We start from the raw sequence: 15,434 nt of genomic DNA, 5'->3' as shown, positions 1-15,434 counted from the left end.
CGCGACCCCGGTGAATAGGCCTTTTGTGTGGGGCGGGACCCGACCGGCCACGCGACCGACACTAGTCGTAGTTGAGATTCGTGAGCCGGTAGTGGGTCGTCGCGTGGTTCCGGATCACAACGAGATAGTAGGCGTCCTCGAGCCGCTTTAGCTCGACGTCGAACTCGCCCGGATTACCCGGATTCAGCGACGCCGGAGAGTCCTGTAGCGCGAACGAAAACGTCCCCGAGTTGCCCCGAACTCGGCTCGATTTCCTGGCTTTCGCGTGGATGAGTTCCCCGTTCCGCTTTACCTCGAGTGCTCCCGTGAGCTCCCAAGTGTTGTCGCGGTACCGGACGGACTCGCCCTCGAGTTCGGGCTTTTCGATCTCGACCATGTTCGGGTCGACGCAGGGAGGCCCATTATCGTTTGGGTCGAAAGCGGTCGGGAGCGGTGCCGGGAGTTTTGCCCCGAGCAGCGACGCTCACTCCGCGCGCCGTCCGGCGTGTCCCGGATAGTCCCGCTCGAACCGGTCCTCGATCTCCCCCCGAGAAAGTTCGATGACGGTCGGCCGCCCGTGCGGACACGCATATGGGTTCTCACAGTCGTCCAGTTTTGAGAGCAGTTCCACGACCGAACCGTCAGTGAGTCCGGTGTTTCCGGTCACTGAGGGGTAACACGCCAGGTCAGCCAGCAGGTCGTCGACAGCTTCGAGGACGGACTCGCCCGCGTTGGCGTCGGTGCGTGCGAGTCCGACGAGCACGTCACGGAGGAGTTCCGGCTCGAGCGCGGCGTCGAACACCGCCGGGACCGCACTCACTTCCACGGTACGGTCGTCGACGCGGTCGGCCTCGAACCCGAACTCGGCGAGGCGATCGGCCGTCCCGTCGGCGTCGAAAAGCGTCGCCTCCCGCGCGGTGAGTTCGAGTTCGACCGGCTCGGCGAGCGCCTGGGCCGGCGGACCGTCGGCGAACGCTCCCCGGAGCCGCTCGTAGTTGATCCGCTCGTCGGCGGCGTGCTGGTCGATCAACACGAGCCCGTCGTCGGCCTCGCCGAGCACGTAGGTGTCGAACAGCTGGCCGAGGATCGACAGCCGCGGGAGCGACTCGTAGGCTCGCTCGGCGTCGGTCGTCTCCCCCGAGAGAGTCCGCTGGCTCGTCGGCTCCGAGGCGTCGAACGTTCCGTCGATAATCCGTCGAGCGTTCTCGTCGGAACCGATCGACGCGTCATCGTCGGGGCCCATCGAGGTGTCGCTTCCCCGGTCGGCGATCCCCGCCGCCCCGGAGCGATCGATCCCGTCGACGGTCCACCCGTCCTCGTCCGCCGGGGAGACGCTTTGGGTGTCTCCGGTTTCGACCTCGTCAGTGGCGCCTGTGTCGTCTCCCGTACCTGTGTCGTCTCCCGTACCTGTGTCGTCTCCCGTACCTGTGTCGTCTCCCGTACCTGTGTCGTCTCCCGTACCTGTGTCGTCTCCCGTACCTGTGTCGTCGACGACATCGCTGACGTCGACGTCCGTTCCGGTCGTCGATTCGGCACCCGCTCCCGAGAGGTCTCCGGGCCCCTCGTCGATATCGGCCGCAGCCTCGTCGAACTCCGCGACTTCGTCGGGGGCCTCCGGCGACACCGATGTTTCCTCCGGCGACACCGGCGTCTCCGCGGGGGACGACCGTCCCCGTGGCGCCGACGACCGGAGGATGCCGTGCTCTAGAAGCGCGTCGCTGACGGCAGTTTCGACGGCCGATTGAACCGCCTCCGGGTCGTCGAACCGGACCTCGAGCTTCCTGGGGTGGACGTTCGCGTCGACCGCCCCGGTCGGGAGTTCGACGAACAGCACGGCGAAGGGATATCGCTCGGGGGCGAGCTGTCCACCGTAGGCGGACAGTACCGCGTTCCGGAGCTCGCTTACGGTCACGTACCTGTCGTTGACGAACGTCGCGAGATACTCCCGGGTCGCACGGTTCACTTCGGGCTCGGAGACGAGCCCGTGGACGCGATCGACTGGCGTGTCGAGGTCGGTGGCGGCGGCATCGAACTCCACCGCGATCATCCCCTCGGCGACCTCCCGGCCGTAGATCGACAGCACCGCAGACCGGAGGTTTCCGTCGCCCGGAGTCGCGAACCGCTCTCGGTCGTCCACCTCGAAGGAAACCGCGACGTCGGGGTTCGCGAGGGCGTACTGGGTGACGACTGTCCCGACGCGGTCGGTTTCGGTCGTCTCGGTGGCGAGGAACTTCTTCCGTGCGGGGGTGTTGAAAAACAGGTCCCGCACCTCGATTGTCGTCCCTCCTGGACAGCCGACCCGGCGGACCTCACCGGCGTCGCCACCCTCGACGGTCAGTTCGGCACCGACCTCGTCGTCCAGGGGTCGCGACCGGACGGTGAGCCGCGAAACGGCGCCGATCGCGTGCAACGCCTCCCCCCGAAACCCGAGGGTGGCGACCCCACCCGCGAGGTCGTCGACGTCGCCGATCTTGGAGGTGGCATGTTGGGCGACCGCCTCGGGGAGCTGCTCGCGGGGGATTCCGACGCCGTCGTCGCGCACGCGGATCGCCTCGGTTCCGCCCGCACGGATCGACACCGAAATCCTGTCGGCGCCGGCGTCGAGGCTGTTCTCCACGAGTTCCTTCACGACGGAGGCGGGACGCTCGACGACCTCGCCGGCGGCGATCTGCTGGACGGTTCGCTCGTCGAGCTGTCGGATCGTCGGCGGTTCGTCGGCGTCCGTCTCCGGTCCCTCCGCGTTCGTCTCCGGTCCCTCGGCACCCGTCGGTGGCCCGTCAGTCATCGTCGGCGATGCGGGCCGAATCCACTTGAAGCCGTGCCCCACGTCTCGACTGCTCCACCGCTCCCGTGATCCCGGTCACGGAACCCTCGCGGGCCAACGTTTATTCGTCCGGTCGGCCTTGCTCGAACGATGAGCCTGTTCAGAAAAGCCGGCGAGAAGTTCGAGGAAACGAAACGGGCGTTCACGAACGCCCGGGAGCCGGCGTACGTCTGCCGGTCCTGCGAGGAGCCGATCTCGGAGGACTACGAGCACTGTCCCCACTGCGGCGAGGCGGTAGTCGAGCCGGTCGAGTGAACGCGTCCGTCGGTGGGTAGCTCAATCGTCCATGGTCGGGTCGTCCTCGGCGCTGCCAGTCGTGGTCTCGATCTCCCTCTCGACGACCCCCTCCTTCCAGCCGCCACGGGCGAACCAGGCCACGCCGACGAAGAACGAGGCGGTCGCCGAGGCCGCGAACGCCCACCACAGCCCCTCGACGCCCCAGTCGAGCGCCGAAACGGTGATCGTCGTCCCCGGAATCGTCACCGTCCAGGCGAACGAGAGGTACACCGCCGCCGGGATCCGGAAGATCCACCGCGAGAGCATCGACAGCGCCATCGCCACCTTGGTGTGACCCGCACCGCGGAACGCCCCCTGGATCACCATCAGTCCGCCGAAGAAGCCCCACGCCAGCGCGACGATGCGCAGGAAGACGATCCCTTCGTCGATCACCGCGGCGTCGTCGACGAAGATCGCGATCGCGATCTCGGGGAAGACCCAGACGAGCCCACCTGCCGCAAACAGGATCGCCATCGTCGAGAGCGTCGCCGTGCGGGTCACCGCGACCGCCCGGTCCGGCGTGCCGGCACCGAGGTTCTGTCCGACGCCGGTCGCGGTCGCCTGTCCGACGGCCCCCGAAACGGTCCATGAGACGGACATCAGCCTGACGCCGATCCCGTAGGCGGCCGTCGCGGCCGGACCGAACCTGGCGACCAGCGCCGCAAGCGCCACCGCCGCGAACGACCGCGCCCAGCCGTCGATGGTGGCCGGATAGCCGACCTCGACGAGCTTGCCGAGGATCTCCCGGTCGGGCCACAGGTCGCCGACGTGGAGCTGGATCCCCCACGACCCCTTCACGAGGATGTAGATCCCGACGACCGCGGCGACGAGCCGCGAGAGGAACGTCGCGACCGCGGCGCCGCGGGTTCCCATCGCCGGGAACGGCCCCCACCCGAGGATGAGAAACGGGTCGATCACGATGTTGATCCCCGCCGAGACGGCCACCAGCCACATCGCCGTCTTCGTGTCGCCGGCGCCCTGCAACGACGACCGGAACGCGAAAAACAGGAACGTCAGCGGCAGCGTGAGAAAGATCACCTCGATGTAGGCCAGCGCCTCGACGTACACCTGGTCGCGCGCGCCGATCCAGTACAACAGCCAGTGCCGGGACAGCAGACCGACCGCCGCGAGCGCGATCGACACCACCGTCGCCAGAAGCACCGTCTGGGAGACCACCCTGTCGGCCCGGCGGTCGTTGCCCGCGCCGACGTGCTGGGACACGAGCGCGATCGTCGCCGCCGTGAGCCCCATCGCCGTCGAGACGAACATCCACGACAGCGGAAACATGAGCGACACGGCGGCGACGGCCTCCGGGCTCACCCGCCCCACCCAGAACATGTCCGCGAGGTTGTACAGCGTCTGCAGCAGGTTCCCCAGGACCAGCGGCCACGCCAGCCGGAAAAGCCGCGGGCTTATCGCCCCTGTGGTCATGTCGACGCGCGCGTCCTGGTTTCCGGTCACGCTTCCCGGTCGACCGACGACTCCTAGTGTGCTACAGTTTTTGATTCCGGTCGACCGGGAGGATGCGTTCGACGGCCGAACATACATGATCGAAGAGTCCCCAGACATCGGGTATGGCCCGGTCTAGACGTCCTCGACGGCGAACGGTCGCGATCGCGATCGTCCTCGCTATCGCAGTCGTCTTCGGGGTCGGGGCGCTGCTCGAACCGACGACCCACGACCCGCCGGAGGTCGAACAGGTCACCGAGGAGGACCTCGTCCAGCCGGTCGAGGACGGGAGCTACCTGTGGCCGTACACGAGCCGCGGTGAGACCACAAGCGAGCGGACGCTCGCGATCAACCTCCTCGTGCACGGTCCGGACGACGCGGTCCGTCGGAGCCTGACCGACCGGACGAGCTTCGAGTTCGAGGAGGAGGAGGAACCAGCGGGAGACGAGCCCGACGAGCACGGCGTCGTCGTCGACGACGAGGGGCTCGAGTGGGCCGACGCCCACGGTGCCGTCCGGTACTCGTACGTGGACGCGTCACCCCGTGGCGGGGACGCAGTCTGGCTGACCGAGGCGTATCAGCTCCACTCGGGGACGTATCTCGGCGAACGATACCACGTCCGGGCCTACACCCATCCCGAGGAGGACTGGACCGCGATCCAGGCGCACACCGACTACTGGGACTGGTTTCGGCTGCGACACACCGTTCCGGACATCCACGAGGCCGGCCTCGAGATAGAGAGCGACTACCTCGAGGCGCCATTCGTGGAGGAAGTCAGGCGGGAGTATCACGGGATCGAAGGCGGGTACAGCGACGGCTGGATCTCCGTGATCGAACTCGAGTCCGAAATCGAGGAGCCCGACGACCTCGACGCCGTCGACGATCCGGAAACCGGCCTCACCGACAAAGCGACGACAGACGAAGCGACTGCCGACGAAGCATCCGACAACGAAGCGACTGCCGACGACGACCCGCACTCGGCTGCGATCGAACCGCTCGGCGGAGGCGGAGTAGCGTGGATACTCGGACTGCTGGGCATCGTCGGCATCGCCGGGATCCTCGCCGCAGAGACCCGACGGGACCTCGCACGCGCCGGCCGGGCGGTCGTCGGAGAGATCTCCCGACGGCGTCGGGCGATCGCGCTCGCGACGGCCCTCGCCGGGATCGTCCTCGGGGTCAGGGTGATCGGAATCGGCGTCGAAACGGCAGTGCCGGCACTTCACCCGAAGGCGATCGCTGCGGTGCTGTATCCGATCCTGGCGCTGGGGATGCCTGCAGCGGCACTCCTCCTGGCTCGTGGGACCGAACCGTGGGCGGCGGCGTCGTTCGCCCTGCTCGGGGCCGGCGGGGCGTTCGCCGTCGACTTCGGGATGGTGTCGGTGTCGTTCCTCCCGATCCGGCTGGTGTTGCACCGCATCGGGCTGCTGCTCGCGTTGACGCTCATCGCGGCCGGCAGCGCGATGGGGGACGAGCGGGGCAAACAGTTCCTGGCGGCAGGACTCGCGGCGTGGTTCCTCGGCCTCGGGTTGCCGCTCGCCGACGTGATCTGACCGCAATCGGTGGGTTTCCGCGGTACGGACCGTCCGCCAGCCAGCACGAAAGCTTTAGGCGAGCAACCGGCCTATGGGCGGGCGATGAGTCGGGGTCCCGAGCTGATCGTCACCGAGAAGGAAAACGCCGCCCGCCGGATCGCCGAGATCCTCAGCGGCGGCTCCGCGGAAACCGAGCGACGCAACGGCGTCAACGTCTATCGCTGGGGCGGCAAGCGCTGCATCGGGCTCTCGGGCCACGTCGTCGGCGTCGACTTCCCGCCGGAGTACAACGACTGGCGGGACGTCGAGCCGGTCGAGCTGGTCGACGCGCCGATCGTGACCGAACCGACCCAGGAGAACATCGTCGCCGCGCTCCGCCGACTGGCGCGCAACGCCTCTCGCGTGATCATCGCGACCGACTACGACCGGGAGGGCGAACTCATCGGGAAGGAAGCCTACGAGCTCGTCCGCGAGGTGAACGACGAGGCGCCGGTCGACCGGGTGCGGTTCTCCTCGATCACCGACCGTGAAGTGAAAGACGCCTTCGACGATCCCGACGAGATCGACTTCGACCTGGCTGCCGCCGGCGAGGCCAGACAGGCGATCGACCTGGTGTGGGGCGCGGCGCTCACCCGGTTCCTGTCGCTTTCGGCGCGCCAGCTCGGCGACGATTTCATTTCGGTGGGTCGGGTCCAGGGGCCGACGCTCAAGCTGCTCGTCGACCGGGAACGGGAGATCCAGGCGTTCGACCCCGAATCCTACTGGGAGCTGTTCGGGGAGCTGTCCAAGCGGGACGCCGGTGCCGGCGGCGCCTTCGAGGCACAGTACTTCTATGCGGACGTCGACGGCACCGAGGCCGAACGGATCTGGGACGGTCCGACCGCCGAGACGGTCGCGGCGGCGCTGCGGGCGGCCGACGGCGCCGAGGTGGACGACGTCGACCGCCGGACCCGGAGAGACGACCCGCCGGCCCCGTTCAACACCACCCAGTTCATCCGCGCGGCCGGATCGCTGGGGTACTCCGCACAGCGCGCGATGTCGCTGGCGGAGGACCTCTACACCGCCGGGTTCGTCAGCTATCCCCGGACGGACAACACGGTCTATCCCGACGACCTCGATCCCCGGGAACTACTCGAGGCGTTCCGTGGAACGCGGTTCGGCGACGACGCGGAATCGCTTCTCACACAGGAGTCGATCGAGCCGACCGAGGGCGACGAGGAGACGACCGACCACCCGCCGATCCACCCGACCGGGGAGCTGCCGGACGCCTCGGAGCTGTCCGACGACGAGTGGGAGATCTTCGAACTGGTCGTTCGGCGCTTCTTCGCGACCTGTGCGCCGGCGGCGACCTGGGAACACCTCCGGGTCGTCGCGCTCGCCGACGGCGAGGCGAGCCGGATCGCCGGCGAGGCCGATCCCCGGGCGGCGCTGCGGGATCCCGACGGCACGACGGGGATGCCGGAGCTCCTCGCTGACGGCGGGCTCCGTCTGAAGGCCAACGGCAAGCGCCTGCTCGAACCGGGCTATCACGAGGTGTATCCGTACGTGTCCTCGAGCGAGACGATCGTGCCGGACGTCGAAGCGGGGGAACGGCTCGACCTCGGCGAACGCCGGCTTGAGGCGAAGGAAACCCAGCCGCCCCGTCGCTACGGCCAGTCGCGGCTCATCGAGAAGATGGAGGAGCTCGGGATCGGGACGAAGGCAACGAGACACCACACGATCGAGAAGCTGTACGATCGCGGCTACGTCGAGAACGATCCCCCCCGGCCGACGCGGCTCGCGGAGGCGGTCGTCGAGGCGGCAGAGAAGTTCGCCGAACCGATCGTCAGCGAGGGGATGACCGCCCAGCTGGAACGGGACATGGCGGCGATCGCGGGCGGCGAGAAGGAGTACGACGAGGTGACCGACGAGTCGAAGGAGCTACTCGAGCGGATTTTCGAGGAGCTTGCAGACTCCAGGGAGGAGATCGGGAACCACCTCCAGGAGTCGCTGAAGGCCGACAAGACGCTGGGACCATGTCCGGAGTGTGACTCCCAGCTGCTGGTCCGAAAATCGAGATACGGCTCCTACTTCGTCGGCTGCGACGGCTACCCCGACTGCGAGTACACGCTGCCACTGCCCTCCACGGGGAAGCCGCTGATCCTGGAGGAGACCTGCGAGGAGCACGACCTCCACCACGTGAAGATGCTCGCCGGGCGGAAGACGTTCGTCCACGGCTGTCCGCAGTGCAAGGCCGACGCGGCCGAGGAGGCCGACGACGAGGTGATCGGCAACTGTCCAGCCTGCGGCGAAAGCGAGGGTGGAGAGCTGGCGATCAAGCAGCTCCGCAACGGCTCTCGGCTGGTCGGCTGCACGCGGTATCCGGACTGCGACTACTCGCTGCCGCTGCCACGCCGGGGCGAAATCGAGGTGACCGACGAGCGCTGCGACGAACACGATCTGCCCCACCTCCGGGTCCACTCGGGTGATGAGCCGTGGGAGTTGGGGTGTCCGATCTGCAACTACCGGGAGTACCAGGCCCGGAGGGAAGGGTCGGAGCTCGAAGTTATCGACGGGATCGGCGAGAAGACCGCCGAGAAACTCCGGGAGGCCGGCGTCGAGGACGTCGGCTCGCTGAAGGAGGCTGAGCCGGACGAACTGGCCAACCAGGTCGACGGCGTCGGGCCCGACACGGTGCGGGACTGGCAGGCCAAGGCGGACTGAACCACGACCTTTTTTAACGGGGCCTCGGGCGCTTCGCTCACGGGTCTCCGAGGTTCTCGCATTCGCTCGAACCTCGCTCTCCCCGTTCGCGTCTCCGAGGTTCTCGCATTCGGTCGAACCTCGCGCTCCTCGACCCCCGCCAAAAAAGCTCTCGCGCAAATCCGACGGATTTGCTGGATGCCACGGAGCCCCGCTCCGTGAGCAGACCAAAAAAACCGATAGCTCGGGCCTGCGGCCCTCGCTATCGGTGAAACGCCTCGCTTCGCTCGCGGATGCTCGACCTACAGTTTTATTTCGATCACGCAGGACCAATACGTCCTATATCTTCCCAATGACCTTTTCTGGATTAAATTTATTTGTGGGTGAATAGATTTTCTGGCTATGGAACCCGATATCCGTCAGTTTGTTTATCTTGACTCAGGAGCAGTTAACTCACTTCTAGCATCGATGTTCATGACCGTTCCAGAAACAGTCCGTGAAGTTGCTGAAGAGAGTGAAGAAGAAGGTTCCGAATCGGAAGGTAAAGCAGGAATTGACCTCGGAAATTTACTCAGTATCGGTGGTAGCCACGCTCGCTCAACCTCCGCAACAGAACGTGAACTATCAGAAGTTAGTAAACGGGTGAACGACCAGTATCGTTATTCTATTCTTATTGATTCCTTTGAGGACGAAAGGACCCCACCAGAAATCACAGATCTGAATAGTGACAATAATGTCAATAGTGTAAAGTTAGGGGAACTTGTTAGAGTTGAAGGTTCATGCAAACCGGACCCACTTTATCCGCTTCTGAGTGCGCTCCAGTATATTGTTGAAGCTACCTCTGACGCGCCACAGGGAAGTGGATTCCTTGCACAATTACTACAAAGTACATCCCAACTTGGCCAAGTAGAGCAATTTTACCAACTACTTTACCATGGGTGGATAGGATTGGAAGTAGATGCTCCAGTTGGCCAATGGAGTGTAGCTACAACGATTGATACTCAAAATATGTGGGTCGATCCGGACCGGGAATTCCGGAGCCAAAATGAGTACATCATCTTCGGACGTGTGAGAGAAATCAACAATGAAGAAGCAATTTGGGACTTGATCGAAGCTCTTCGGATGATAGATTCCGTCTCCTCCGACAGTGAAAGCGCAGACATCCGAGCGAAGTTAGTTGCAAAAGTTCTAGACTCTATGGACGAACAAAATGAGAGTGAATTCAAACTTCCCGAGATTCAACCTGAAGACTTCATTCTAGAGGGCAGATCGATCATCATTGATCCAATTGCTATCCATTGGTAATTCTAAGATCTGTAGTGACGTGTGCCTCGGTAACGGGTAACTATAAAGGACCGTGTCGGATCAGTCGGACCACTTAAACGTGTAGCGGACCTATTGCCGGTGTGACTCAGGAAAACGGGCGCCGGAACCTCCGGATGCCCAACTCGGATGAGGTTTTCGCCGTGGTGACGGACCACCTCGGCGGCAACCACGTACAGCTGCGATGTGCCGACGGGAAAGAGCGCCTCGGGCGTATTCCCGGCCGGATGAAGTATCGAACGTGGATCGAGGTGGACGACGTCGTCGTCGCCGAACCGTGGGACTGGCAAGACGAGAAGGCCAACATCGAGTGGCGCTACACCGGCGAGGACGCCGACCAGCTCCGCCGCGAAGGCCACATCGACTAGCGACTTTTTAGGTGTTCGTCCGGTAGAGCGTCCATGGACGAGAGCGTGCTGAACACCATCGGCTCGCCGCTGGTGCGGGTGAGTTCACCCGAGGGAGCGACGGTGGCAGCCAAGATCGAATCCAAAAACCCGGCGGGGTCGGCCAAGGACCGCCCCGCCCTGTACATGATCGAGGCGGCCGAGGAAGCCGGCGAGATCGAGCCGGGCGACAGCCTCGTGGAGCCGACCTCCGGCAACACCGGCATCGGGCTGGCGATGGTCGGGGCCGTGAAGGGGTACGACGTGACGCTCGTGATGCCGGCCTCGCAGTCGAAGGAACGCCGGCGGCTGATGCGCGCGTACGGTGCCGACATCGAACTCGTCGAGGGCGACATCTCCGACGCCAAGGACCGTGCAGACGAACTGGAAGAGGAGGGAATGCTCCAGCTCCGGCAGTTCGAAAACGAGGCCAACCCCCGAGCGCACTACGAGACGACCGGGACGGAGATCATCGAGCAGGTGGAAGACCGGACCGTCGACGCGCTGGTTGCCGGCGTCGGCACCGGCGGGACGATCAGCGGCACCGGACGTCGGCTCCGCGAGGCGTTTCCCGACCTGCAGATCGTCGCCGTCGAACCGGAAGGGAACGCAGTCCTCTCGGAGGGTGAGCTCGGCGACGGCGGCTTCCAGGGGATGGGCCCCGGATTCGTCTCGCCGAACCTCGACGTCGACCTGCTGGACGACGTGCGCACCGTCGACATCGAGGCCGCGGAGGCCGAATGCCGTCGGCTCGCACGGGAGGAGGGGATCCTGGTCGGACAGTCCAGCGGTGCCTCGAACCTGATCGCCCGGGAGGTCGCCGGGGAACTCGTGGCGGCGAACGTCGAGGACCCCCTCGTCGTCACTGTGTTCTGGGACTCCGGCGAGCGGTACATGTCGACCGGGATGTTCGAGTGACGGGCGGTCCCGTGACCGTCCCCGTCACTCGGCGAACTCGCGTTCCGAGACGCGCACGACGACGGTGTCGTCCACTTCGCGCAGGTCGTACTCCGGGACGGAGCCGTCGACGCGGGTGAGGAACATCGGCTCGACGAGTTCGCCGTCGACGACGCCGTACACCTTCAGCAGGCGGTCGGTCTCCTCGGGAGGAAGGTCCCCGTTTCTGACCTGGCCGGCGAGCTCCCGGGAGAGCCACTCCTCCCGGCTGATGCTGGGTTCCCGAACGAGCGTCTCTTCGACGAACCGGACGAGATACCAGTCCAGGTCGTTACACAACGCGACTGCGGCGCCCAGACTCACCGTCTCGACGGCGAGGCTGTTCTCGAACGGCTCGGCGATGTCGTAGGTCGCGAGCGCCTCCCGGGAGGTTTCCCGGGAGAGCAGTTCGTACTGGAGGTTCACGTCCGGATCGCCGACGAGACAGACGGTGGCCATGCTCACTTTCGTGGTCATTCGCCCCCGGCAAAGCGGTTGTGGTACGGCGAGGGAACCGACCTCCGACTTCTCGCCGACCGATCCGGAGTTTCACTTCCGGGACGCTGTTAACGAGCTTTTATACCGGAGTGCGAACAACCCGGAGACACGATGGCAGAAGACGACCTCGAGAGCCTTCCGGGCGTGGGACCGGCAACCGCTGACAAGCTCGTCGACGCGGGATTCGACAGCTTCCAGAGCATCGCAGTCGCCAGTCCGGGCGAGCTGTCCAACACCGCCGACATCGGCGACTCGACCGCCTCGGACATCATCCAGGGCGCCCGCGAGGCCGCCGACGTCGGCGGGTTCGAGACCGGCGCGTCCGTACTCGAGCGCCGCGAACAGATCGGCAAGCTCTCCTGGCAGATCGAGGAGGTCGACGACCTGCTCGGGGGCGGGATGGAGACGCAGTCGATCACCGAGGTGTACGGCGAGTTCGGCTCCGGCAAGTCCCAGATCACCCACCAGATGTCCGTCAACGTCCAGCTCCCGCGAGAGTACGGCGGGCTCGACGGCGCGGCGATCTTCATCGACTCGGAGGACACGTTCCGTCCCGAACGCATCGACGACATGGTTCGCGGGCTCGACGACGAGATTCTCGAGGTCGAACTCGAGCGGCGCGAGATCGACGGCACCCCGGACGACGACGACGCCCTCGAACAGCTCACAGAGGCGTTCCTCGACCGGATCCACGTCGCGAAGGCGTTCAACTCCAACCACCAGATCCTGCTCTCCCAGAAGGCGAAAGAGCTCGCGCAAGAACACGAGGAGTCCGACTGGCCGGTCCGGCTGGTGAGCGTCGACTCGCTTACCGCTCACTTCCGGGCCGAGTACGTCGGGCGGGGGGAGCTCGCCGAGCGCCAGCAGAAGCTCAACAAACACCTCCACGACCTGATGCGGATCGGCGACCTCTACAACACCGCGATTTTGGTGACGAACCAGGTCGCCTCCAACCCCGACTCCTACTTCGGCGACCCGACGCAACCGATCGGCGGCAACATCCTCGGCCACACCTCCACGTTCCGAATCTATCTCCGCAAATCGAAGGGAGACAAGCGGATCGTCCGGCTCGTCGACGCGCCGAACCTGGCGGACGGGGAGGCCGTGATGCGGGTCCAAAACGAGGGGCTCAAGCCGGAATAAGGCCCGGAGCCGAGCAAGCTGCCGGAATCCAGTATCTTCTTTCGGGCCGAGAGTGAACGGCCCAGTATGCGAGACGACCGCTCACGCGAACTGTACGATCGTGCGCTGTCGGTGATGCCCGGCGGCGTCAACTCCTCGGTGCGTGCGACGATGCCGTATCCCCTGTTCATCGAGCGGGGCGACGGCGGCCACGTGATCGACGCCGACGGCAACCGGCTGATCGACTACGTGATGGGCTACGGCCCGCTCCTGTACGGCCACGATCTCCCGGATCCGGTCCAGTCGGCGATCCAGTCACACGCCAGCGCCGGGCCGATGTACGGCGCACCCACCGAGATCGAGATCGAGCTCGCGGAGTTCGTCGCCCGCCACGTCCCGAGCGTCGAGTCGATCCGCTTTGTCAACTCCGGCACCGAGGCGACCGTGTCGGCGGTCCGACTGGCACGGGGGTACACCGGGCGCGACAAGATCGTCCTCATGCAGGGCGGCTACCACGGCGCCCAGGAGACCACCCTCGTGGAGGGTAGCGCCGGCGACGCCCGGCCGTCGACGCCGGGGGTTCCCGAGGAGTTCGCTCGCCACACATTGCCGATCCCGTTCAACGACGAGGAGGCGGCCCACGAGGTGTTCGAGGAGTACGGCGACGACATCGCCGCCGTGCTCACCGAGCCGATCCTCGGCAACACCGGGATCGTGATGCCCGAGGAGGGCTACCACGAGACGCTTCGGGAGCTGTGTGACGACCACGGGTCGCTTTTGATTTTCGACGAGGTGATCACCGGCTTCCGTGTCGGCGGGCTCCAGTGCGCCCAGGGCGAGTTCGGCGTCACCCCAGACGTCACCACCTTCGGGAAGATCGTCGGCGGCGGCTTCCCCGTCGGCGCCATCGGCGGAAAAGCCGAGATCATCGAGTCGTTCACCCCCGCAGGGGAGGTGTTCCAGTCGGGGACGTTCTCCGGGCATCCGGTGACGATGGCCGCCGGCTACGAGTCGCTGACGTTCGCCGCCGAAAACGACGTTTACGACCACGTAAACCGGCTGGGAGAGAAGCTCCGGAAGGGGATCACGGAGATCTGCGAGGACCAGGCCCCCGAATACACCGTCGTCGGAACCGGCTCGATGTTCAAGACGGTGTTTACCCGCGAGGCACCCGAGTCCTTCGAGAACAGCTGTTCGAACGGCTGTCGACAGCGATCGTCCTGTCCGCGATACGGAACGTGTCCGAAGAACGGCAGCGACGTCGCGAGCGCACAGACCGACCGCTGGGAGCGGGTCTTCTGGCAGGAGATGCGCGAACAGGGCGTGTTCCTCACTGCAAACCAGTTCGAGTGTCAGTTCACTAGCTACGCCCACACCGACGAGGACGTCGAGAAAACGCTAGAGGCGTACAAGGAAGCGCTCTAGGAGCCGCCGGCTAGACCTACCGGATCGTCCGCGAGCAGCTTCCGCAGAGGTTCTCCTCTTTGACGTCGACTTCCCGGACCGTCGGCGAAAACGACATCACGCACTTGTTGTTGTCGCAGTGTTCCAGCCCGAGCGTGTGGCCGATCTCGTGGACGACCTCCTTGCGGACGCGATCGGCGAACACCTCCGAGTGAGGTTTCGAGGAGATGCCGCCGTCCGAGGAGGTCTGGAGCCGATACGTAGAGATCACGGAGCCGTTGCCGTTGAGATACGCCAGCCCGAACACGTAGTTCCGGCGCCGGTAGTAGAGGTCCCGGGCGGTGATTCCGATGTTCTTTTCGCCGGCTCCGACCCGGCCGACGAGCTCGATGAACTCTTCGGCCCGGTACTGGCTCCGGGACTGGTCGAACGCGCCCTCGGGAACCGACTGCTCGTCGTGGACCGTCACCTCGCAGTCGTACACCGACCGCAACGCGGCGGAGGCCTCGCGTTTCACCTGGGCGGGGAGTTCCCCGATGGGCACGATGTCGAAACGCATGGCAAGCGCTTTGGTTCGGCCGTTCGTAAGTGTTGCGCCGTGACAGTCCCACCCGACCGCGAACTCGCCGATCGGCTCGCCGGCTACGACAGCCTGCTCGAGGTCGGCGTCGGCCGCCGTCCGGGAGTCGCCGCCGCCCTCGCGGACGCCGGCTGCCGAGTCGTCGCGGTCGACGTCGACCCGGAGGTCGTGGCCGAGACCCGAGCCGAGACCCCGACGGGCGTGACGGTGGTTCACGCCGACGTCGTCTCCCTCGCCGATCGGCGGCAGCTCCCTCCCGAATACGATGTCGACGCCGTCTACGCCCGAAACCTGCCGGCCGAACTCCAGCGTCCGAGCCGACAGCTGGCCCGACGCGTCGGCGCCGACCTCTCGTTTACGACGCTCGGGTTCGAAGCACCGGTGATTCCGGTCGACCGCGATCACCTCGAGGGGGGCGTGGTGTACGTTGTCCGACAGTAGCC

General features: G+C 65.6%; 14 protein-coding genes. 9 read left to right on the top strand and 5 right to left on the bottom strand.

Annotation, left to right across the window (positions count from 1 at the left end):
* Positions 1-61: 61 nt before the first annotated feature.
* Both AArcCO_RS02340 and mutL read right to left on the bottom strand, forming a co-directional pair.
* Positions 62-376 carry a hypothetical protein gene (locus AArcCO_RS02340; protein ID WP_259534801.1) on the bottom strand — a complete coding sequence of 105 codons (315 nt, stop codon included), beginning with the start codon at positions 374-376 and terminating at the stop codon, positions 62-64.
* 87 nt (positions 377-463) lie between these two features.
* Positions 464-2,764: a DNA mismatch repair endonuclease MutL gene (mutL, locus tag AArcCO_RS02335; RefSeq protein ID WP_259534799.1), complete on the bottom strand. Its 2,301-nt coding sequence runs from the start codon at positions 2,762-2,764 to the stop codon at positions 464-466.
* A gap of 129 nt (positions 2,765-2,893) precedes the next feature.
* On the opposite strand from mutL, the gene AArcCO_RS02330 reads away from it, so the two are divergent.
* Positions 2,894-3,058, top strand: a complete 165-nt coding sequence (locus AArcCO_RS02330; protein ID WP_259534798.1) for a hypothetical protein — start codon at positions 2,894-2,896, stop codon at positions 3,056-3,058.
* 21 nt (positions 3,059-3,079) lie between these two features.
* Here the strand turns inward: AArcCO_RS02330 and AArcCO_RS02325 are convergent, their stop codons facing one another.
* On the bottom strand, positions 3,080-4,510 hold the full coding sequence (locus AArcCO_RS02325; protein ID WP_259536510.1) for an MATE family efflux transporter: 1,431 nt from the start codon (positions 4,508-4,510) through the stop codon (positions 3,080-3,082).
* Between the two features lie 143 nt (positions 4,511-4,653).
* On the opposite strand from AArcCO_RS02325, the gene AArcCO_RS02320 reads away from it, so the two are divergent.
* From AArcCO_RS02320 to AArcCO_RS02300, 5 genes are all read left to right on the top strand, one after another.
* Positions 4,654-6,078 (top strand): hypothetical protein, encoded by a 1,425-nt coding sequence (locus tag AArcCO_RS02320; RefSeq protein WP_259534797.1) that lies wholly within the window; start codon positions 4,654-4,656, stop codon positions 6,076-6,078.
* 84 nt (positions 6,079-6,162) lie between these two features.
* Positions 6,163-8,763: a DNA topoisomerase I gene (locus AArcCO_RS02315; protein WP_259534794.1), complete on the top strand. Its 2,601-nt coding sequence runs from the start codon at positions 6,163-6,165 to the stop codon at positions 8,761-8,763.
* Positions 8,764-9,144: 381 nt separating this feature from the next.
* Positions 9,145-10,047 (top strand): DUF6414 family protein, encoded by a 903-nt coding sequence (locus AArcCO_RS02310; RefSeq protein WP_259534793.1) that lies wholly within the window; start codon positions 9,145-9,147, stop codon positions 10,045-10,047.
* Positions 10,048-10,148: 101 nt separating this feature from the next.
* Positions 10,149-10,433, top strand: coding sequence for a translation initiation factor eIF-1A (locus AArcCO_RS02305; RefSeq protein ID WP_259534791.1), 285 nt, complete (start codon positions 10,149-10,151; stop codon positions 10,431-10,433).
* A gap of 33 nt (positions 10,434-10,466) precedes the next feature.
* On the top strand, positions 10,467-11,369 hold the full coding sequence (locus tag AArcCO_RS02300) for a PLP-dependent cysteine synthase family protein (RefSeq protein WP_259534789.1): 903 nt from the start codon (positions 10,467-10,469) through the stop codon (positions 11,367-11,369).
* A 24-nt stretch (positions 11,370-11,393) separates the two neighbouring features.
* Here AArcCO_RS02300 and AArcCO_RS02295 read toward each other — a convergent pair whose 3' ends face one another.
* Complete coding sequence (locus AArcCO_RS02295; protein WP_259536508.1) at positions 11,394-11,846, bottom strand: DUF5804 family protein; 453 nt, start codon at positions 11,844-11,846, stop codon at positions 11,394-11,396.
* Positions 11,847-11,996: 150 nt separating this feature from the next.
* On the opposite strand from AArcCO_RS02295, the gene radA reads away from it, so the two are divergent.
* On the top strand, positions 11,997-13,028 hold the full coding sequence (gene radA / locus AArcCO_RS02290) for a DNA repair and recombination protein RadA (protein WP_259534787.1): 1,032 nt from the start codon (positions 11,997-11,999) through the stop codon (positions 13,026-13,028).
* 66 nt (positions 13,029-13,094) lie between these two features.
* Positions 13,095-14,432, top strand: coding sequence for a glutamate-1-semialdehyde 2,1-aminomutase (locus tag AArcCO_RS02285; RefSeq protein ID WP_259534786.1), 1,338 nt, complete (start codon positions 13,095-13,097; stop codon positions 14,430-14,432).
* 16 nt (positions 14,433-14,448) lie between these two features.
* Here AArcCO_RS02285 and AArcCO_RS02280 read toward each other — a convergent pair whose 3' ends face one another.
* A complete protein-coding gene (locus AArcCO_RS02280) occupies positions 14,449-14,970 on the bottom strand; it encodes an archaemetzincin family Zn-dependent metalloprotease (RefSeq protein WP_259534785.1) in 522 nt (173 codons plus the stop codon).
* A 39-nt stretch (positions 14,971-15,009) separates the two neighbouring features.
* On the opposite strand from AArcCO_RS02280, the gene AArcCO_RS02275 reads away from it, so the two are divergent.
* On the top strand, positions 15,010-15,432 hold the full coding sequence (locus AArcCO_RS02275; RefSeq protein ID WP_259534783.1) for a UPF0146 family protein: 423 nt from the start codon (positions 15,010-15,012) through the stop codon (positions 15,430-15,432).
* Positions 15,433-15,434: the final 2 nt, after the last annotated feature.

The sequence above is a fragment of the Halalkaliarchaeum sp. AArc-CO genome (genome assembly GCF_024972735.1).
In the GTDB taxonomy this organism is placed as follows: Archaea; Halobacteriota; Halobacteria; order Halobacteriales; family Haloferacaceae; genus Halalkaliarchaeum.
The sequence above is the reverse complement of the archived record's forward strand: the minus strand, read 5'-3'. Positions and strand labels throughout refer to the sequence as shown.

Bases quoted from the DNA above. Each gene is read 5' to 3' on its own strand.
- AArcCO_RS02340 (WP_259534801.1), bottom strand. From the start codon at position 376: ATGGTCGAGATCGAAAAGCCCGAACTCGAGGGCGAGTCCGTCCGGTAC.
- mutL (WP_259534799.1), bottom strand. From the start codon at position 2,764: ATGACTGACGGGCCACCGACGGGTGCCGAGGGACCGGAGACGAACGCG.
- AArcCO_RS02330 (WP_259534798.1), top strand. From the start codon at position 2,894: ATGAGCCTGTTCAGAAAAGCCGGCGAGAAGTTCGAGGAAACGAAACGG.
- AArcCO_RS02325 (WP_259536510.1), bottom strand. From the start codon at position 4,510: ATGACCACAGGGGCGATAAGCCCGCGGCTTTTCCGGCTGGCGTGGCCG.
- AArcCO_RS02320 (WP_259534797.1), top strand. From the start codon at position 4,654: ATGGCCCGGTCTAGACGTCCTCGACGGCGAACGGTCGCGATCGCGATC.
- AArcCO_RS02315 (WP_259534794.1), top strand. From the start codon at position 6,163: ATGAGTCGGGGTCCCGAGCTGATCGTCACCGAGAAGGAAAACGCCGCC.
- AArcCO_RS02310 (WP_259534793.1), top strand. From the start codon at position 9,145: ATGGAACCCGATATCCGTCAGTTTGTTTATCTTGACTCAGGAGCAGTT.
- AArcCO_RS02300 (WP_259534789.1), top strand. From the start codon at position 10,467: ATGGACGAGAGCGTGCTGAACACCATCGGCTCGCCGCTGGTGCGGGTG.
- AArcCO_RS02295 (WP_259536508.1), bottom strand. From the start codon at position 11,846: ATGGCCACCGTCTGTCTCGTCGGCGATCCGGACGTGAACCTCCAGTAC.
- radA (WP_259534787.1), top strand. From the start codon at position 11,997: ATGGCAGAAGACGACCTCGAGAGCCTTCCGGGCGTGGGACCGGCAACC.
- AArcCO_RS02285 (WP_259534786.1), top strand. From the start codon at position 13,095: ATGCGAGACGACCGCTCACGCGAACTGTACGATCGTGCGCTGTCGGTG.
- AArcCO_RS02280 (WP_259534785.1), bottom strand. From the start codon at position 14,970: ATGCGTTTCGACATCGTGCCCATCGGGGAACTCCCCGCCCAGGTGAAA.